15 protein-coding genes are annotated in these 20,357 nt (G+C 36.7%); 5 read left to right on the top strand and 10 right to left on the bottom strand.

What is annotated here, in order from left to right:
- Window positions 1–14: 14 nt before the first annotated feature.
- Window positions 15–2,459, bottom strand: a complete 2,445-nt coding sequence (locus tag NDQ75_RS00935) for a ribonuclease HII (protein WP_202028896.1) — start codon at window positions 2,457–2,459, stop codon at window positions 15–17.
- 226 nt (window positions 2,460–2,685) lie between these two features.
- On the opposite strand from NDQ75_RS00935, the gene NDQ75_RS00930 reads away from it, so the two are divergent.
- Both NDQ75_RS00930 and NDQ75_RS00925 read left to right on the top strand, forming a co-directional pair.
- A complete protein-coding gene (locus tag NDQ75_RS00930) occupies window positions 2,686–5,496 on the top strand; it encodes a TonB-dependent receptor domain-containing protein (protein ID WP_202028895.1) in 2,811 nt (936 codons plus the stop codon).
- Window positions 5,497–5,506: 10 nt separating this feature from the next.
- A complete protein-coding gene (locus NDQ75_RS00925; RefSeq protein ID WP_202028894.1) occupies window positions 5,507–6,931 on the top strand; it encodes a tetratricopeptide repeat protein in 1,425 nt (474 codons plus the stop codon).
- 248 nt (window positions 6,932–7,179) lie between these two features.
- On the opposite strand, the gene NDQ75_RS00920 is transcribed toward NDQ75_RS00925, so the two are convergent.
- Window positions 7,180–7,776: a ribonuclease HII gene (locus tag NDQ75_RS00920; protein WP_202028893.1), complete on the bottom strand. Its 597-nt coding sequence runs from the start codon at window positions 7,774–7,776 to the stop codon at window positions 7,180–7,182.
- Window positions 7,777–8,013: 237 nt separating this feature from the next.
- On the opposite strand from NDQ75_RS00920, the gene NDQ75_RS00915 reads away from it, so the two are divergent.
- The 3 genes from NDQ75_RS00915 (at window position 8,014) to NDQ75_RS00905 (ending at window position 11,564) form a co-directional block, all read left to right on the top strand.
- Window positions 8,014–9,993: a putative porin gene (locus NDQ75_RS00915; RefSeq protein ID WP_202028892.1), complete on the top strand. Its 1,980-nt coding sequence runs from the start codon at window positions 8,014–8,016 to the stop codon at window positions 9,991–9,993.
- Between the two features lie 31 nt (window positions 9,994–10,024).
- Window positions 10,025–11,113 carry an aminotransferase class V-fold PLP-dependent enzyme gene (locus NDQ75_RS00910; protein ID WP_202028891.1) on the top strand — a complete coding sequence of 363 codons (1,089 nt, stop codon included), beginning with the start codon at window positions 10,025–10,027 and terminating at the stop codon, window positions 11,111–11,113.
- Window positions 11,114–11,267: 154 nt separating this feature from the next.
- Window positions 11,268–11,564 (top strand): isoamylase early set domain-containing protein, encoded by a 297-nt coding sequence (locus tag NDQ75_RS00905; protein ID WP_202028890.1) that lies wholly within the window; start codon window positions 11,268–11,270, stop codon window positions 11,562–11,564.
- Here NDQ75_RS00905 and NDQ75_RS00900 read toward each other — a convergent pair.
- The 8 genes from NDQ75_RS00900 to NDQ75_RS00865 all read right to left on the bottom strand — a co-directional run bounded on the left by NDQ75_RS00900 (window position 11,561) and on the right by NDQ75_RS00865 (window position 20,304).
- Window positions 11,561–12,337, bottom strand: coding sequence for a hypothetical protein (locus NDQ75_RS00900; protein WP_202028889.1), 777 nt, complete (start codon window positions 12,335–12,337; stop codon window positions 11,561–11,563). The two genes, NDQ75_RS00905 and NDQ75_RS00900, sit on opposite strands and share 4 nt — an antisense overlap.
- A gap of 6 nt (window positions 12,338–12,343) precedes the next feature.
- Window positions 12,344–13,294 carry an L-histidine N(alpha)-methyltransferase gene (locus NDQ75_RS00895; protein WP_202028888.1) on the bottom strand — a complete coding sequence of 317 codons (951 nt, stop codon included), beginning with the start codon at window positions 13,292–13,294 and terminating at the stop codon, window positions 12,344–12,346.
- A gap of 19 nt (window positions 13,295–13,313) precedes the next feature.
- Window positions 13,314–14,477 (bottom strand): ergothioneine biosynthesis protein EgtB, encoded by a 1,164-nt coding sequence (gene egtB / locus NDQ75_RS00890; RefSeq protein ID WP_202028887.1) that lies wholly within the window; start codon window positions 14,475–14,477, stop codon window positions 13,314–13,316.
- Between the two features lie 138 nt (window positions 14,478–14,615).
- A complete protein-coding gene (locus NDQ75_RS00885; protein ID WP_202028886.1) occupies window positions 14,616–15,440 on the bottom strand; it encodes a thymidylate synthase in 825 nt (274 codons plus the stop codon).
- Window positions 15,441–15,615: 175 nt separating this feature from the next.
- On the bottom strand, window positions 15,616–16,677 hold the full coding sequence (locus NDQ75_RS00880; protein WP_202028885.1) for a hypothetical protein: 1,062 nt from the start codon (window positions 16,675–16,677) through the stop codon (window positions 15,616–15,618).
- 224 nt (window positions 16,678–16,901) lie between these two features.
- The gene (locus tag NDQ75_RS00875; RefSeq protein WP_202028884.1) at window positions 16,902–18,572 is read right to left on the bottom strand and encodes a nucleoside transporter C-terminal domain-containing protein; all 1,671 of its coding nucleotides are present in this window, start codon (window positions 18,570–18,572) and stop codon (window positions 16,902–16,904) included.
- A 55-nt stretch (window positions 18,573–18,627) separates the two neighbouring features.
- Window positions 18,628–19,248, bottom strand: a complete 621-nt coding sequence (locus NDQ75_RS00870) for a bifunctional nuclease family protein (RefSeq protein WP_202028883.1) — start codon at window positions 19,246–19,248, stop codon at window positions 18,628–18,630.
- 87 nt (window positions 19,249–19,335) lie between these two features.
- Window positions 19,336–20,304, bottom strand: coding sequence for an electron transfer flavoprotein subunit alpha/FixB family protein (locus NDQ75_RS00865; RefSeq protein WP_202028882.1), 969 nt, complete (start codon window positions 20,302–20,304; stop codon window positions 19,336–19,338).
- Window positions 20,305–20,357: the final 53 nt, after the last annotated feature.

Genomic DNA, 20,357 nt, shown 5'->3' with positions numbered 1-20,357 from the left:
TTACAATAGATGTATTAATTTAGTTTATAGCAGATTATCGAGTTTTTATCTCCCACTGTTACAAATTCCAAGTTTTTATCATTGTCCATGTCATCCAAATCGATAGCCGAGTCTCCATAGACTGGGAAATTTTCAATCATTTTGGCATTACTATCAAATAAATAGACTTTGTGCGTTTGTTTATCGGTGGTAGAAACATAAATTTTATCACCAATATAAAATATTTTGGGTTGCGTGTAGATGCCAAAATCCAAAGTTGCTTCATTGTCTTTAATGCTCAGTTTGTTTTCAGAAATAGAAGTCAATGTATGTATGGTGGCATCGATGAGGTGATTTTCTTTAAATCCTTTTTCAATTTTGTTCAGGCCACCTTTTTGGTCCACTTGAATAAGATCGCCAGAGGTGTTTGTAGTAGTGAACTTACGATCGTACAAATAGACTTCGTTTCCGGAGAAATCAATACTGCCTTTAACTCGTATTCTTACGTCACCCGTTCTGTGGAGAATATCCAGCTTGCCATCACTTTCCTGTAAAATAATATAATCCTTGTTTCCAATACGTATATGCTTCGGAGGATTAATTATAGTATTCTCAGTTTCTTTCAGAATAAAGCCATCAACAATATCTGCATTTCTGTTGTACATTTTTATCTGTTTTCCCATTACCACTAAGAATCGGTAGTCTTTATTGTTGCTATAATCAAAAACCGCTAGGGGCTGGGTGATTTTAGAATTGAATTCCAATGGAAATGGGTTGACATCCTCTCCGTTTCTGTCTACAATTCTAAATTTTTTGTCGGTTGTAAAAGCTAGTTGCAGTCGGCCATTTCTGTATAAATCAACCTGTGTGATATCGCCTAAAATTTTCCCCTCCAATTGTTTTTTCCAAAGTAATTTCCCGTCTGTACCTATTAAATAAAGGTTGTTCTCCGTGTCCTGCACCACAATTTCTTTCTTCTTGGTGTAGTGATTTAATACAAATTGAGGTCTTGTGGCAATATCAGCATCAAGCGTAGTGGTAAACATCTGAGTTATAATGTTCGATTGTACCGTAGATGTATTGGCTTTTTTAAGAAGTGTATGGAAATGGGCAAAATCACCTTCAGCAATATATTGAAAGGCAATAAATTTATAATCGTCAAACGATTTGTTTTCAATGGATTTTTCAAATTCTTCGTTCAGGATATTGTTAGAAGATTTAAGTTTTTCGAGATTCCCAATGCCCAATATAGTAGACTCATCGGCGAGTTCGCTTCTTAAATTTTTGTAGGAAGGCAATTGAGCAAGGGTAGCGCTATTTTGATAGTTTGAAATTATACTTTCTATATCGCTTTCATTTTCAGCAAAGACATAAAAATCGTCTACTTTGGAAACAAAATTAGTTGTGTTGCCTTTTGTGAATTTAGAAAAATGAAGTGAAATAATTTCTTCTTGATTAAGAGCCCAAATAGGATAGTCGCGAAAACTTTTCTTTTCCTTTACATATTTTTGCAGTCGGTCTTCAAAATCCAAATTGTCATTCATTAGAAAGGCAAAAACCTTTTCTTCATCCGTTCCTATTTCAATCATTTCACTAACCGTGTGGAAAAGTGAGTCGGTTACTTTAGTGGCGGAAGGCTCGTTTCCAGTAAGTGAAGGGTAGGAGATAAAGTAGGTTGCATTAATAGGTGTTATTTCGGCTGCCAAGCTATTCTTGGGCATAGAGCGCTTAAAAGTATTTAGTGTATTCTTTATGGAGTCGTTGGCAACAGCAATACCATTGAGCTTTACATAGTCTTGGGCTATGCTTGCATCAAGGGAAGTCCAATCGTTAAAACTAAAAACTTGTGTAGTTGTTTTTTCAGAAAGGACCTGTTCGAAGAAATACCGTCCTTTTTTATGGTTCACGAAAATATTGGCAGCAACATTCCTTTGGGAAACTTCATAAAGCTTTTGTAGTTCTGCAGGGCTTTGTAAATTATTGGAATTCCGAATAAAGTTTTCAATAATCAGTCGGGAAGAAGATCCAATAAAGTAATTGTTGATAGTAGTGCTGAATAATTTCTTGTCATTAATAGTTAGTGCTTTTATACTGGCATTTTCATAAGTAATAGTTTCCAATTTCCGGTTAACGGAAGAATCTATTTTGAATAAATTATTATGGTTTTTACTGATGAAGGTGTATTCAAATTTATTTTTCCCAATTTCATTGAAAGCAATAAGGGCTGTGGATTTCGGCTCTATATAATCTAATGTTGAAATTAATGATGAAGCATTCTTATAAACACTACTGTTGTTAATTAACTTTAGGAAGTCATTATTAATAAGTTCACTCTTAAAACCATTAAAGTCGTTTACCCTAATAACTACTGTGGCATTTCGAGGAGTGTATGCGATAAGGTTGTCTGGTTTTGTAGGGGGCTCTTTTTTACAAGAAAATAAAAAGGAAGATATTATTAAAAGGGCTATTAATTGCTTCATTGAAAAATGATTTTCAACAAAAATAAAATTTATACCATTGAAACGTAAAGTAGTTTAGTAAAAATAACTTTTGTTTATAAAAATCGTTGCAAGAATAGCGTATAATCTATGAGATAACGAAATTTATGAGAATACCTCATCAATTAACATAATTTAATATTTATTTTTTTTTTTTAATATTTTTTTAAGATATTCGTGCTACGCTAAATTCAAATTAATTAAAAATATGAGATCAAAGTTTACTTGGTTGCTGTCGCTTCTAATGGTGATAGCATTTCAGTTCTCCTATGCGCAGGAGAAGACAATTACTGGTACGGTGACGGACCAGGATGGGCTTCCGTTACCGGGAGCAAGTGTAAGGATTAAGGGTACATCAACCGGTACCCAAACCGATTTCGACGGGAATTATACTATTAACGCCTCTACTGGAGAGGTATTGGTGTTTTCTTTTGTTGGTCAGAAAACAGAAGAGAAAACGGTTGGAGCTGCAAGTGTAATCAATATTGCCTTGGAACAGGATGCTCAGGCATTGGAGGAAGTTATTGTTACGGGACAGGGCTCTGGAATACAAAAGAAGAGACTTTCAACGACGGTAGATGTTATTGATGCTGAGCAGATTGACCGTCTTCCAGCAACCCAAATTGACCAAATTTTACAATCAAACGCACCTAGTGCTCAGATAAGATTAAGTTCTGGTCAACCAGGGACTGCGGCGATTATTCGAACTAGAGGTCCCATTAGTGCAGCATCATCTTCAACTCCTGTTGTAATTGTGGATGGTATTAGAGTGGATAACTTAAACTCCAATCCTGAACTTGGATTGGATACTGGTGGAGCAAGTGTTTCTGCTTTAGCCGATATTCCAGTTGAATCTATAGAAAAGATTGAATATATTAAAGGTGGTGCAGCCACCACATTGTACGGTGCAGATGCCGCTAATGGTGTAATACAGATTATAACCAAAAAAGGTAAAGAAGGTAAAGCAACCGTGTTTTATGAAGGTAGAGTTGGTGTTATTAAGGGAACCAAGGATTATTTGGAATATGATAGAACCGCGGAGGCGTTGTTTGATCCAGGAGTTTCAATAGAGCACAGGTTTGGTATTAATGGCGGTTCCGAAAAATTCACCTATAATTTCGGAGGTAGTCTGTATGAAGATGATTCTTTTAATGATGTTAATGAACAAGTTAGAAGAAGTTTTACCTTCGGATTTGGAGCAGAAGTTTCTGATAAATTAAGATATCAAGGTTCTTTTTCGTATACAGGATTCGAGAACACCCTGGATTTCAATGCTAATACAAGTTTTTCGAGATTCTCAAATTTCGAGGGAGGTGTGTTTGGTGATTTAAATGAACTTTCAGATGCTGAATGGCAAGCTGAAATCGAAAGATCGGATGCTATAGCTCCTTTAGTTGATATAAACAGAAAAATTAACCGTTTCACTGCGTCAAACAAATTTACTTACGACATTACCGGTAATCTACAAGCAAACGCTACTTTAGGGGTGGATTATAGGGAGTCAAAAGATGAAGAGGTTGATAGTAATGCATTACAAATTGCTCTAGGTTCGATTCCAGAAGGTACGACTGATCAGGCTTTTCTGTCTAGAGTTTTAAGGTCTTCTTTTACTACTACTGCAGACCTTAACTTTACTCATTCTTATGACATGGAGAATTTTTCATTTGTAAGTATACTAGGTGGGCAATTTTTTCGAAGTTCAGATTTTCAGAATAGATTAGATGGTTCAGGTGGAGTTGATGGTACTTCCTCCATAAATAATTTTTCAATTAGAACGGCGTCAGATTTTTTGTTGGAAAACGCAAACTATGGATTGTACTTTTTGGAAAATATTGGGATTTATAATGTAGCATATTTGGAGCTTGGAGGTAGGTTAGATAAGAACACTTCAGCTGGAGAGAATACAAGTGCTATTTTCTTACCTAAAATAGGAGTAACTTATAACATATCAGACCATGAATTTTACAGAGAAAGTGGTTTGTATAATGCTGTATCGACCCTGAAGCTTAGAGCAAATTATGGAGAAGCAACTAATTTTGCTCAACCATTTTCTCAGGATAAAACCTTCGCTTTAGAGTCTTTTTTGGAGCAACCTGCCTTTAGATTTGATCAGCCTGGAAACCCAGATTTGGTTTCTGAACTTGTAAAAACATATGAGTTTGGAGTTGATTTAGGTTTTCTTTACAATCGTTTAAATTTTGGTGTTACTTATTATAATGCCACTACGGAGGACGCATTATTTACACCCGGAGCACCTCCTTCTTCAGGTCAATTAAATCAAATTCAGAATATAGGTGAGATTGAGAACAAAGGATGGGAGTTTGAATTGAACGCCAAAATATTGCAAGGTCAGAATCATAATTTATCAATGGGGGTCTCCTATAACACTAATGAAAACTTAGTTACTAGTACAGGAGGAAGTGCACCATTTAACGTAGGTGGTTTTACGGTAATTGGATCATGGGTTGAAGAAGGTGAAAGCTTAGGATACTTGCGAGGTACTATTGCAGAGTTGCAAGATGATGGTACTTATGCATTTACACCTAACGCTTCTCTAGGTAAGACGTTCGCTCCTTACTTTGGATCTCTTAACTTAAATTATTCTTACAAAAACTTTAGTCTTTTTGTAACAGGTGATTATCAGTATGGAGGAAGCATTGTTGACTTAAGTTTTCTCCTAAGGGTGTTAAGAGGTGTTGATTCAGAAGGTATTCCTGATGAGTTATTCGGACAAACATCACCTTTTAATTACACTAATTTTGTAACTTTTGACAACGACTTCTTTAAAATAAGAAACATTGGAGCTTCTTATCGTTTTGGTGATGCACTTAAGCCTTTTAATGATGTTATATTATCATTTAACGTAACTAATCCTTTTAACTGGACCGCTGGTGATTTCGACCCTGAAATTACTGGATCAGGTATTGGTACCCAAAATGGATTTTCAAGTGGTGGATTTGCCTACGGTACTGAATCTGCACCTAGAATTTTCTTGACATCTTTAAAATTTCAATTTTAAATAAAAAAAAATGAAAAAATTTATATATATAAATATTTTAGCGGCACTCATAGTTTCGAGTTGCACAGATAATTTTGACGGCGCTGTAGACTTTACAGACGTAGAAAATCCTAATCTATCAGAGCAATCAGTTGTTGGTCAACCAAACTCTTCAGAGATTTGGTTAACAGGTATTGAAAGGGAGGTATCGCTTACCTTGAATGAAATTCTGATACTAGCAGAGTTAGGTTCGGATAACTATGTTAATACTCAAACTTTTTATAGCCAGTTCTTGGATAATTTGGACATTAGGACTACGGATCCTGATATTAGAGATACTCAATTTAGAATTGCTCGATTGAGGGAAGCTGCTTTATTTGGATTGGAAACTGTGGGACCTGCCGATGTTAATTACAATACTGAAACAGAAGCTGAGTACCATTTCTTCGAGGGGTTATCTTATCTGTTCTCAGGAATGTATTTTTCTGGACTTCCACAGGAAGAACTAGGGCCAATCATTTCTTCAGATGATAACTATTTAAGTGCCATTGAGTCATTTAACCAAGCAATTTCGCTTAATGCTAAACCGGAATATCATTTGGCTAAAGCTCGTGCCAACTATTACTTAGGAGATAAGGTGAATGCAGTAGCATCTGCAAATAGCGCATTGGCACTAAGCAATGATTTTATAAGATTTGCTAACTTTGATGCAGCTAATGGGCCAACAAATACCATGGAGAGTGCTTTATACGGCCGTGCAACATTTGATGATTTTCAGCCTTTACCAACTTTAGACTTTCTGGATCCAAAATATTCTTTTTTGTCTGCATCTGAAGACGCTCCTGTAGCTTATCTTAAAGCGGAAGAAGCTCATTTAATTTTAGCTGAAGCCGATATCACCGATGGTAATTTAAGCTCTGCCCAAATGAAAATGGAAGATTTATTGAATTTAGTTAGTACACGGGAGGTAAGAAATATTGACGATAATATTGAACAAAGATCACAAATTGATCCAGGTTCAAGACCGGATAGTACAAATGTTGTTGTTAATGGTCGTTCTGGGCTTGTTTTGTATAGACTTGGGGATAGAATTGATGTTCCTTCAGTGTCTGGTACTTCATTGACTCAAAGTGAAATTGGTGGAATTGGTAATGAAGATGAAGCGTTAAGGCTACTTTATAGAACTCGACAAGAAATTTTTATTTCTGAAGGTATTAGATTTGTGGATATGGGGGTGAAACTAGTAGTAACCGAAAACGAAATACTTCAAAATCCCAACGTTTCCGAAGGAGATCCTTCTACAGTTCCAGTGATACCTTCTTTTATATCTAGTATTGTTGGTGATTTAGATAAAATAAATTATGAGCCTGGCTCAGGAACGGCAACTACTGAAATTGATTTAAATGAAATTCTAGTAGCTAACAAATCTTCCGATGCAGTTTTGCCATTTAATTAAAGACTGTATTCTAAGTATAAATTAGAGAAGCTGCCTCCCACCTTGGAGGCGGTTTTTTTATTTAAATTCCAAAACAAATAATTGTTTCTTACTGTTTTTATTGAAAATTTTTTAGAAGTGTTAACGTCAACTTCTAATACGACCTCGAACGGTAATTTTATTTTTTAAATCCAATTGGGAAGGACTGATTTCGTTGATCATTTGGTTGGTTTTATTAGGATTTTTGAGATAAAATGTCTTTGAACATCCTAAAGCTCCAACCGCAACTGCTCCGGTAATAACCGAAAAGACTTACGGTGATATTTGGTTGCTCCGTATTTCTTTATAGCTTCTCGGTGTTCTTTTGTTGGGTATCCTTTATTTTTTTTCCAATTGTACATAGGGAATTCTTCATGGATTTGCTCCATGTAAGCATCACGATAGGTTTTTGCCAAAATGGAAGCTGCTGCTATGCTCAAATATTTACTGTCGCCTTTAATAATGCATTGATGGGGTATTTCGCAGTACGGTTTAAACTTGTTGCCATCCACAATAATATGCTCAATGTTGGTTGTAAGCTGTTCCAAGGCTCGATGCATCCCTAAAATGGAAGCATTTAAAATGTTGATTTCATCGATTTCTGAAGGAAAAATGTGAGAAACTCCGAAGCAAAGGGCTTCAGATTCTATTATAGGTCGCAGAAGATTCCTTTTAATTTCCGTTAGCTGCTTAGAATCGTTTATTATCTCATTGTCGAATTCAGAAGGCAATATTACAGCCGCAGCGGTAACCGGTCCGGCTAAACAACCTCTTCCGGCTTCATCGGTTCCGGCTTCAAATTTGTAATGGCTATAAGATTTCAGCATTTTAGTCGTTATTGTGTTGATGAATAAAGGAGCATCAGCTTTCAAAGGTAAAAGATAAAATTTATACAAAGTGAACTTCAGTAGAAATTACGAACAGGACAACTTAGCTTTATATTTATGAAACCAGGCTCGTCGAAATATAGTTGGAGCATATTGTTAATCATGATTTTGTGTTTAAAATTTATTACTGGTTCATTTCAAGCAAATAATTTACCTTTGCTTTCAAACTAAAAATGGATGAGGTATATTAATTTCGTTTTGTTATTCTTTGTCATTGGATTGGGCTTTGGTTATGCGCAAACTGAGACGGATGCCGAAGTAGCTTCGGATACAACCTCGGTTCTTTCTGAAAGGAAATTCAACAAAAAAAAGGAAGACAAAAAAGAATTTGCAATCGAAGATTATAAAATTATTTCTTACGAAAGGGATACTACCCACTTCGACACTACACTTACCATTTTCAAAGAATACAAATACAATTACCTTCGGAAGGACAATTTTGAACTGTTGCCTTTTGCGAACGTTGGTCAGACTTACAACATTCTAGGAGCCGAGACCGAGCAAAAAGGCTTTTATCCAAGAATGGGGGAAGAGGCAAAGTATAATAATTACATGGAAGTTGAAGATATTGATTATTACCATGTACCAACCCCATCCACCGAACTGTTTTATAAAACTGTGATGGAGCAAGGGCAAGTGCTGGATGCCTTGATTACTTTAAATACATCTCCGCAGTTTAATTTTTCTTTCGCCTACAAGGGTACCCGTTCTCTGGGAAAATATCAGCATATTTTATCCAGTACGGGAAATTTCAGATTTACAACCAACTATCATACTAAAAGCGGAAAATATCAAATGAGAGGACATATTACCTCTCAAGACATACTGAATCAAGAAAATGGTGGATTGGCAGTTCCAGAGCAGTTTACTTCTGGAGACGAAGAGTTTCAAGACCGTTCCCGTATTGATGTTCGATTTGAAGACGCCGAGAATTTTCTGTTAGGTAAGCGATATTTTTTAGATCATCAATATTTTCTTTTTAAAGAACAAGATTCACTTCGTAATTACGGACTATCAATTGGGCATGAGCTCACATATGAAACCAAGATTTATGAATTCCGTCAAGGAAGAGCCAATCCTTATTTTGGAGAGTCCTTTCAAGCAAGTAATTTGGAGGACCGCGCTAGGTTAAAAACATTCAATAATCAGCTCAACTTAAATTATAACAATAAGATAATCGGGGAAGCTTCCTTTCTGGTGAACTTCTATCGTTACAATTATTATTTCAACAGTCTCGTTGTCCAAGAAAATCAAATTATTGGAAATCAGATGCAGAATAATGAAATTTCCTTGGGAGGTAAGTGGAAAAAGAGGATAGGCGGGTTTACGGTGGCTGCCGATTTTACCCAAAATATCGTGGGCGATATGGGCGGAACGCTCCTGAATGCTGAAGCGGGCTACGAAGTAAACGACGATATCAGCGTTCGAGCCAACTTACACGCATCTTCACGAATGCCAAATTTTAATTATTTGTTGTATCAAAGTGATTATCAATCGTATAATTGGCAGAACGATGATTTTGAAAAACAAAACATAAGCACCTTCGAAGGTACAGTAGCTTCAAAGAAATGGGGAGAATTAAGCGTGGCATATACCATACGCGATAAATATGCGTATTTCCAAGAGGTTTTAGATCAAGGAGATTCTACTTCCAGTATTGCTGATGACGTTCAAACCGTCTTACCAACACAATTTTCTGGATCGATCAACTCCATGAAGGTTAAATTTTCCAACGATATTCACTTTTTACGTAAATGGGGATTGGCAAATACTTTAATGTATCAAAATGTAAATCAGAGTGAAAACATTTTAAATGTTCCGCAGTTCACTACGCGCAATACTTTATATTACTCCAATCATTTGTTTAAAAAAGCATTGTATATACAAGTTGGATTAACAGCTAAATATTTCACGGAATATTACATGAATTCTTACAGTCCGGTGCTTGGGGAACTGCTGGTGCAGGACAGGGAGGAAATCGGTGGTTTCCCCATGATGGATTTCTTTATTAACGCTAAAGTCCGCCGTACCAGAATTTATCTCAAGGCAGAACAGTTTAATACTTTCTTTGCCGAGCCAGACTACTTTACGGCTCCAAATTATCCTTATCGTGACTTTATAGTTCGTTTTGGCGTGGTTTGGAATTTCTTTACGTAATTTTATGTTCTGAACCTTTTAGCTGAAAAACATGACCATAGAACAGTTTTCCAAAGACTTTCCTTTAGTTAGTCAATATACCTATGTAAATACGGCCGCAAGCGGATTACTTTCCGAAGAATTGATGGAGTGGCGGCAAACTCACGATATCGATTTGTTGATTGGGGGAAGTAAATTTAGGGAGTCCACTCATAAACTTATAAAAGAAATCCGAAGCGAGGTAGCCCAATTTTTGGATGCTAAAGCCGACCAAACTGTTCTAGTGCCTAATTTTTCATTTGCGCTAAAAACACTGGTTGCTGGGTTGGATAAAGATAAAAGCATATTGTTGTTGGAAGATGATTACCCTTCCTTGAACTGGCCGTTTAAAAGCAGCGGATTTAAAAAAGTGCAAACCCTATCTTCTGAAGGAATGTTGGAAGAAGACATAGAAGAAACATTTCAAAAAGAAAGCCCTGACGTTTTTGCTTTTAGTATCGTTCAGTATTTAAACGGAATCAAAATCGATTTGGACTTTATAAATCGCTTGAAGAAAGAGTATCCCGAAACCATTTTTATTGCTGATGGCACCCAATTTATTGGCACTGAAAAGTTTTCTTTTGAACAATCGGGAATCGATGTTTTGGGAGGGAGTGGCTATAAATGGTTGCTCGCCGGCTTTGGCAATGGTTACATGGCTTTTAAATCGCACATGGTAGATAAATTGTATGCAAAGTCATTTGACTTTGAGCCTCAGAAAGAGCCTTTTCTTCAGGATAAAAACCATCTTCAGTACCATTTTGAACCAGGGCATATTGATACGCTTAACTGCGGGAGCCTTTTGTTTTCAATTAAGAAGTTTAACGAAATAGGAATTGACACTATTGAGAATTATTTGAAAACACTTTCGGAATATGCAGTGAAACGCTTTTCGGACTTAAATTTATTATCAGATAAAATAAAGAGTCGAAATGAGCATTCTACCATTTTTAGCTTGAAAGTAAATAAGAAAATGCAAGAAGAATTAGTGGCTCGAAATGTGGTGTATTCTGTTCGTGGAGAAGGTGTTAGAGTGAGTTTTCATTTGTATAACACTACGAAAGACATAGATAGAGTTTGCAATATTTTAAAACATCAATAAATCTATTTGTTATTTTTTCTATCCTAATTTTACGCATTTCCTTTTTTAGTTAAGGCTGTTTTAATAAAATGATAAATATTTGTTTACTAGTTGTTTAAGAGGATTTTAATTTATTCTTTTGATAAAGTATTAACTGGATTAAAACATCTTAATTATGGCAATTTCAAAACAGTATTTAAAATCTAGACCGGTTTGTAAGGTAACTTTTACCGTTCCCGCAGAAGGTGCAGAAAACGTTTGGGTGGTTGGTGATTTCAACGAATGGAATAAAAAGTCAGCAGCACTTAAAAAATTGAAGAATGGAAACTTTAAGGGTACTTTTGAAGTTCCTAAAGACGAATCTTACGAATTCCGATACATTATCGATGGGAATTATATAAATGAAGCAGAGGCAGATGATTTTCGATGGAATGACTATGCGGGCACAGAAAATGCAGTTTTATCTGTTTAGTGCTCTAAACGGTCGTTCATTTCGTCTATAAAATCTTTGTAGAACTTTTCAACTACGTTTAAATCGTATTTTTCATCAACTGGAATAATTGCCCCGTTCCAGTTGCCAAGAATCCATTGCCCGTTTGCTAGTGGTTTTAAGTTGGCGTAATCGATTTTTTTGTTGCTGAAGGGATACGCGTAATAATAAGGTAATTGGTAAACGTTATCATCAGCAATTGCGTAGCCTAATCCGAATCCTTTTTCTTGGCTGTTATCTTCATAAACCAGCATTCCCGTATCAAAATGATGCGGCCAAACATAAATTGAAGAAGTATTATTTTGCTGAACTTTTACACTTTCCAATGCTTTTTGCGCAATGTTGCGTTGTTCGATGAGCTGTAAAATTATCTTTTCATCCTCATTATCTAATGACACAAACGTATCGAAAGGGGTTTCTATTGAAAAACCTAAGTCGTGATGATATTTACTGGCGGATAATCCAAAATCTTCCAGCGTTTCTCTTATCCAAGAATCAATGCCACTTTCTGTAAGTCCTAATAAATCGAGCTCTTTAAAAGTATCATTCTTATAAATTCTTAGGTAAACCTCTTGGTAACTAAGTTCAAGATACAAGTCATTCACTTTTTGTGACTGCAATGCGCTTTTAGAAATAGACCATATCAAAGCAGACTGACTATCATCAGGGCGTTTTTCAAGGTAACTATTGCTGAATGCAGCCAAGTATTGCGCTAAATGATGAAATTTGTTCTGTGTACTATTGATTAGTTCCATAATTTTCTAAATACTGAATACGTAATTTTTAAAAAGGTTGTTATCATCCGTAAATTGGTCGATAACTTTTAAATTGGATCTTTCTGCGAGCCAGTTTACCGTATGGTCATCGTATTTTTGGGAAATTTCCGTATGGATGGTTTCCCAAGCATCAAAATTCACGGTGAGATGAAGTTTTTTCAAAGTAACCTTTAGGTTTTCTTTTGCTACCAAAAAACTTTTCGCGGTTCCCGTTTCTGGGTCATACGTTTCCCAATGTAGAAATTGGTCAAGGTCGAAATTGGCTTCCAGTTCCCTATTGATACGGGTCAATAAATTTTTGTTGAAAGCTTCGGTAATTCCGGCTTTATCGCTGTATGCGTTAATTATTTGCTGCGGATGTTTCTTTTGATCAAACCCCATGAACAATAAATCGCCTTCATTCATACTTTGCTGTATGTTTTGAAGAAATTCAATCGCTTTCTCATGTAGCAAATTGCCAATATTTGAGCCTAAAACCATAATTACCTTTTTCCGGTGCTTATATTCAGCAAGCTTGCTCAAAACTTCAAAATACATTCCTTCTTGGGGCTGTACGTCCACATTCGGTAATTCCACCGCCAATGATTCTTTTAGATCTTTTAAAACATACTTACTAATATCAATGGGCAAATAAGTGAATTTATATTGCTCGTCATTTAAATATTTTAAAAGTACTTTAGTTTTTTTCCCATCTCCTGCACCCAATTCAATAAGGTCGAAACCCGTTGGGCCGGCAAACTTTTCGGCCAAGGATTTTTTATGGGTTTCAATAATGTTGTATTCTGCATTGGTTAGATAATATTCCGGCATGTTCATTATTTGCTGAAATATTTTATCCCCTTTCTCGTCATAAAAGTATTTAGATGATAATTTTTTGGGGTATGCTGTTAAGCCTTGGTACACATCTTCTTCAAATGCGTTTATAAAGTTGGGCATCTTTTCTTCTGTATGTAGTTTATCGTTTAGCAAGCCTAATTCCTGTAAATTGCCACCGTAAATGTGGATGAAAAAAGTTGCGATATGTGTATCTGGAATGGTCTTTTGCAGTTACTACGGAAGCACCGCGAAGTACTTTTTGGTTCACCATAAATTTCCCGTTGTATTCTCCTAATGCTCCTGGCTCTTTTTTGTAAAAAGGGTAGGGGGTGTAGGCACTTTCGGTCCATTCCCAACGTTTGCCCCAATCAAAATAATCTTGTGCAACTTCCCATTCAAATTCCGTGGGTAATTTCAATCCTTTCCACTCTGCATAGGCAAAAGCCTCGTAATAAGAAACATGGGTTACAGGCGCTTCCATATCCAAAGGTTTTAGTCCTTTAAAAGTATATTGATGCCACTCCTTGTCAATTTTATGCCAGTAAAGCGGACACTTAATTTCGTTCTGCTGAACCCAGTCCCAACCTTCGGCATGCCAATAGATGAAATTTGAGTAACCGCCATCATTTATAAATTCGAGATACTCTTCGTTGGTTACTAGTTTATTGGAGATTTTATATTTATGAAGAAAAACCTTGTGCTTTCCTAATTCGTTATCAAAACAAAAATCAGTAGTTGCATGACCTATTTCATAGGTGCCTTCCGGAATTTTAATCCATTTATTTTTTTGCTTTTCGATTAAGTTTTCTTCAAAAGTTTCAGAAAAATGAGGAAAAATAGGGTTGTTCCCTAAAATGTATTTTATATCCGTAAACAAAAGCTCTTGATGCTGCTGTTCATGGTTAATTCCAATGGTAATGAGTTTAGCAATTTCTTCATTTAAATTATCATCCAAGAATTCAGAAACATGATTGGTTACATGGTCTCTATAGCGATATACTTCCTCTACGGAAGGACGGGTTAAATTACCGCGATTGGTTCTCAATACGCGTTTTCCCATGCTCTCGTAATAACTGTTGAAGAGAAAGCTAAATTGTGGATCGAATTCTTCATAATCCTCTACAAATTTCTTGAGCACAAACTCCTCAAAAAACCATGTTGTATGACCCAAATGCCATTTAGGCGGAGAAACATCTACAGTGGGTTGTACCACATAATCTTCTTGGGTGAGCGGGGCGCAGATCTCTTCAGTAGCTTGCCTAGTTTGAAGGAAATTACCGATAATTTCGTTGGTGATTAACATTAATAATCGTTTTCTTTAATTTTTTGTACTAAAAATAACGATTTTAACAAAGGCTTTGTAGAATTGCTAGTTAAAAGATGTTAAAGTGGCAAAAGCGGTAAATTCTACGATTGCTAGCAAAAAGTTTAAAACCAAACTTTAAACTGCCACCGCTCCTTTAATATGTGGATGTGGGTTATAGTTTTCCAGCGTAAAATCCTCAAAAGTAAAACTGAAAATATCTTTCACTTCGGGGTTTAATTTCATAGTGGGTAACGGTCTTGGTGTCCGGGATAGTTGAAGTTCCAGCTGCTCTAGATGATTATTGTAAATGTGAGCATCCCCGAAAGTGTGGATGAAGTCACCAGCTTCGTATCCGCATACCTGTGCCATCATCATGGTAAGAAGGGCATAGGAAGCAATATTAAAAGGAACTCCCAAGAAAATATCAGCGCTTCGTTGGTACAGTTGACAAGATAGTTTGCCATCTGCTACGTAAAACTGAAAGAACGCATGGCAAGGAGGTAAAGCAGCTTTACCATTGGCTACATTTTCTGAAAATGAAACGGCAGTGTCTGGCAAAACGCTCGGATTCCAAGCAGAAACCAACATACGGCGACTGTTTGGATTGTTTTTCAAAGTATCAATAACCTCTTTTATTTGGTCAATTTCTTCACTGTTCCAATTGCGCCATTGGTGTCCGTACACGGGTCCTAAATCACCATTTTCATCAGCCCACTCGTTCCAGATACGCACTCCGTTTTCCTGTAAATATTGAACGTTGGTATCACCATTAAGAAACCAAAGCAATTCGTAAATAATGGATTTTAAATGAAGTTTCTTGGTGGTAACCATTGGGAAACCCTCACTTAGATCAAACCGCATCTGGTAACCAAAGACACTTTTGGTGCCCGTTCCTGTACGGTCTCCTTTTTCATTTCCATTTTCCAATACGTGCTTTACAAGGTCGTGATATTGTTTCATCTTACATCGTTCTTAAAGTGAGTGTTTTTAGGCTTTTCTTGTCATTCTGAGCATGTCGAAGAACAATTTTAATAGGAAGTAGCCTCACTCCCTAACGTACGATACGAAAATATAAAATCGAGTAGAAGATTTTTGAAATCGATGGTTTAATTTATCAAGATGTTATCAACTACCACTAGAAATCAGTATTTCCGTAGTTAAAAGTAGGGTCTAGTTTGGTAGCTTTCATTCCAATTCTAAAGATTACGTAGGTAACATTTTTAAAAGGATCGTTGTAATTTCCAGCAACTAAATCGGCATTCGAAACATTTTCGGGCACTAATTTTCCGTAGGTCGGATAATAATATGCGTTTGCATTTATCAGTTTTAAAAAATCCTTACCTCTGGCCAACACGCAAAATCCCGGAGTGAGCGCACCTATTTTTATACGTTCGTTGCCACTTGTATAGTCATTTTTTGCTTTTTGGGAAAGCGCCAACCGCAAAGGCCTACTTTTAAACAACACCTCAGGATCCGATTTGTCCAGTTTATTCAGTAATTCATCAACCAGATTAATGGCGGAAGCAGTAATGGCAGGAAAACCAATGGTACTGGTAAAAACCTGACCAGTCCCAGATTTAAAGAAATTGAAAATACGCTGCCACCATTTCGGTTCTTCGTGTTTTACCACTTCAAAAGTCATTTTTGCCAAGCCACCCGGGATTTCAATGGGTCGGTTAGCAAAAGCCTCTTTAAAATCTGCTTTTAAATCTTTAGGGGTTGCGGGTTTGTTTTTCGTTTTATTGTAAAGGTCGAGTCCCGCGGCAATGCTCCAAAATACGGTTTCAAAATAGGAGTTAGAAGAACTTTCGTCTTTCCCAATATTTATGCGCATGGTAGCCCGCGTTCGTTTATTTATTTTTACATCGTCCCCTATATGAAAAGATTGCATTTTTAAATTGACCAACACATCAGGCTGCTCTTCTGAACCTTCAATGTCAGGATTCACCTCAGAAGACTCCAGTACGGCTGCACCCTCCTTTTTATCAGATAATTGAAAGATAATAAATTGATTGCTAAGGTCTTTTTCAGAAATGATGGATTGCTCTTCATCTATAAAAGCGATAATACCTTTGCCTGTTGGTGACGCGTAAGCTGCTAGTTCTTCGTTATTTACTGCTGAAGTCAATTCGTTATCTGTTTCAGCAAAATAACTGGGTACAAGAACTTTATTTTGATTGAATTGAAATGCTTTCATGGTAGGGCTAATTTAGCCTAAAGATACGGAGAGAAATTTAATTATTCTGTGGGACTAGAGTATTTAGGATTTAGAAAGAATAGAAAAGTTAAGAAGTTAAAAAGTATAAAAGTCAAAAAGTAGAATTGCAGAAATTCTTGTTGATAATTGAGTGACCAACATTGCCATTAACCTCCACTTATAAATGGAAAAAGGCGTAAAAAACTAAAAACATAAAAAAATACTTACCCAATAATCATCCCAGCGATAGTTGCTGAAAGTAGGGAAGCCAAAGACCCACCAATTACTGCCTTCATACCAAATTCCGATAACGTTTTTCGCTGACCAGGGGCAAGTGAGCCTATGCCACCTATTTGAATACCGATGGAAGCAAAATTTGCGAAACCACAAAGCATGTAAGTGGCCATAATTACCGATTTATTATAAGTGAAATGCGTTAAGCTGTTGATGTCTTTTAAGTTGGCTAATTGCACATAGCCTACAAATTCGCTGGCAGCCAGTTTAATTCCCAGTAGCTGCCCCATAAGCATCATGTCTTCTTTGGCTACGCCAATAAGCCACATGAGCGGTGCAAAAATAAAACCAAGAATTGACTCTAGGGAGAACGATTCGTAAGGAGTATGTTCCGCCAAAAGGGTATTCAAACTTGTGAGTCCGCCAAGCCAACCCAAAATGTAATTAATCATAGCGATAAAAGCAATGAATACGAGTAACATAGCTCCCACGTTCGCAGCTAGTTTTAAACCTTCGGTGGTTCCGTTGGCGATAGCATCCAAGATATTGGCTCCAATTTTATCAGAAGAAACTTCTACATTGGTGTTTACCTTTTCCTGTTGCGGATAAAGTATTTTTGAAACGACAATTGCTCCCGGTGCTGCCATGACTGATGCTGCCAACAAATGTTTGGCAAATTGCAAACGTAGGGCAGGGTCATCACCGCCCAAAAAACCGATATAAGCCGCCAAAACACCTCCGGCAACGGTAGCCATACCACCAACCATAACCAAGAGAATTTCTGAACGGGTCATACGTTCTAGATAAGCTTTTATCATTAAAGGCGCTTCCGTTTGTCCTAAAAAGATGTTTCCTGCCACGGAAAGACTTTCTGCGCCAGATATGCCTAAAAGTTTAGAGAGCACTGTGGCCATTCCCTTTACAATTACTTGAATTACTCCTAAGTAAAATAAAACAGATGTTAAAGCGGAAAAGAAAATTATAGTGGGCAGTACTTGAAATAAAAATATGTAACCAAAACTGGTGGTGTCCATTAAGTCTCCCAATAAGAATTCACTACCCGCGGCGGTGAAGTCCAACACCAACACGAAAATGCTACCAACCCATTCAAACGCTTTTTGAACAAAGGAAACTTCCAATATACCTACCGCTAAAATAAGTTGTGCCCCAATACCAATACCTACAGTTTTCCAGTTAATGGCTCTTCTGTTACTGCTGAAAAGAAATGCGATAAATAGCAGGCAGAACATACCCAAAGCGCCGCGCCAGAGGCTTTGAAAGCTAAATCCTTGATTGGGAATTAAATCTTTTTTTTCTGAAGGTGAAACGATACCACCTTTAATCGTTTCGCTACCGGGAATAAATTTAAAAACGTTCGCTTTATTGGTAAAAACGAGGGTAGTATCGGTAATCTCATTGATTTTAAATCGCTCTAGACTATCGGTTGGAGAATTATAGTAGAGGATGAGGTTGTTATTTTGAAAAATATAACTTCCTGAAAATTCTTGATTTTTATTACTGAAGGAAAAATCTCCGTTGTTAAATTCGAGCTGTTCTATTGTATTATCGTCGCTAGGAATCCACTTTTTTTCAATGTCTTGAGCTGTCAAACTTCCCGTAAGAAAAATAGTTAACAGTAGTAAAAGAAATTTTTTTAACACGTTTCTTAAGTATTGATGTTAGTATTTTTACGGTAGATTGATTAACGGTGGAGAACTATTTTTCTTCTCTCTTAGAAATTTCGTCCCTTATTTTCGCTGCTTTCTCGTAATCTTCATTATTTACAGCGCCATCCAGCATGGTGTACAATTCTTGTAAGGAATAAGTTTTGTAGGAAGTTTCACTTTTTGGAGCCGACTCATTACTTAAAACTTCATCTACAATTATGCTTTCTTCCTGTTGCTCTTTTTCATCTTTAGGAGCAAATTTCAAGTAAATTCCAGCTTTGTCAAGTATGTTTTTGTAAGTGAAAATCGGAGCGTTAAATCGAAGTGCTAAGGCAATAGCATCACTAGTCCTAGCATCTATAATTTCTTCAATTTTATCGCGCTCACAAATGATACTGGAATAAAAAACACCGTCTACCAATTTGTGTATTATGACTTGCTTTACAACAATTTCGAACCGATCGGCAAAACTTTTAAACAAGTCGTGTGTAAGTGGCCTTGGTGGTTTTATTTCGTTTTCCAGTGCTATGGCAATAGATTGTGCTTCAAATGCTCCAATAACAATAGGGAGTTTTCTTTCGCCGTCTACTTCATTAAGAATCAATGCGTATGCACCATTTTGCGTTTGGCTGTAAGAAATCCCCTTTATGTTTAATTTTACTAAACTCATACTTCATTATAAATAGCAAAGGCTGTCTAAATTATGGGCAAATCCCAAAAATTTAGACAGCCCTTTAGGGGCACAATTTAACAAAAATTATGCGTTATTCGCTTTAAATTCTTTCAATTTTTCGATTAGCTGAGGAACAACCTCAAAGGCATCCCCAACAACACCGTAATCTGCGGCTTTAAAGAAAGGCGCTTCTGGATCGTTATTGATAACCACTTTTACTTTGGAAGCATTGATACCAGCCAAATGTTGAATGGCTCCAGAAATACCGATTGCGATGTATAAATTGGAGGCAACAGGCTTTCCTGTTTGTCCAACGTGCTCGCTATGCGGTCTCCATCCCATATCTGAAACAGGTTTGGAGCAAGCTGTGGCAGCACCTAAAACATCAGCCAATTCTTCAACCATTCCCCAGTTTTCAGGGCCTTTTAGTCCGCGACCTCCAGAAACAACGATTTCTGCATCAGCAATTGGCACTTTCCCAGTAACCTTATCTACAGAAGAAACTTCCGTAGTAAAATCAGCATCATTCAACGATGGTGAAAAATCTTCAGTTGAAGCGGCACCATCGCTTTCTTTCAGTCCAAAAGCGTTTTTAGACAATCCTACCAATTTTACATCCGTAGTAATTTCAGTAACATTAAAAGCTTTATTGGTAAAAGCAGTACGTTTCACTTTAAACGGGCTGTCACTTTCTGGTAATGCAACCACGTTAGAAGCGTAACCAGCGTTTAAGTTTACCGCTAAAATAGGAGCTAAGAACTTGGCATTTGCGCTAGAACTGACCACTACTACTTTACTGCTTTCCTTTTCGGCAGCTTGCTTTAGCACATCTGCATATGCTTTGGCGTTAAAATTATTCAGTTTATCATTTGAAACGGTCAAAACTTTTTCTACACCATACTTTCCAAGTTCGCTCACGTCATCAGCATTAACGGCAACGGCAGTTACGCTTGTGCCAAGCATATCTGCTACGCCTTTTGCGTAGGAAGCAACTTCAAAAGCTGTTTTTTTAAGTTTTCCGTTTTCGGTTTCGGTATATACAAGAACAGACATATGTTTTTAGTTAAAAAAGTTAAAAGTTAAAAAGTTAAAAGTTGAGTGTTTCT

The sequence above is a fragment of the Galbibacter mesophilus genome, from assembly GCF_023721415.1.
Taxonomy (GTDB): Bacteria; Bacteroidota; Bacteroidia; order Flavobacteriales; family Flavobacteriaceae; genus Galbibacter; species Galbibacter mesophilus.
Note: the sequence above shows the minus strand (reverse complement) of the source record. Positions and strands in the feature narration are given on the sequence as shown.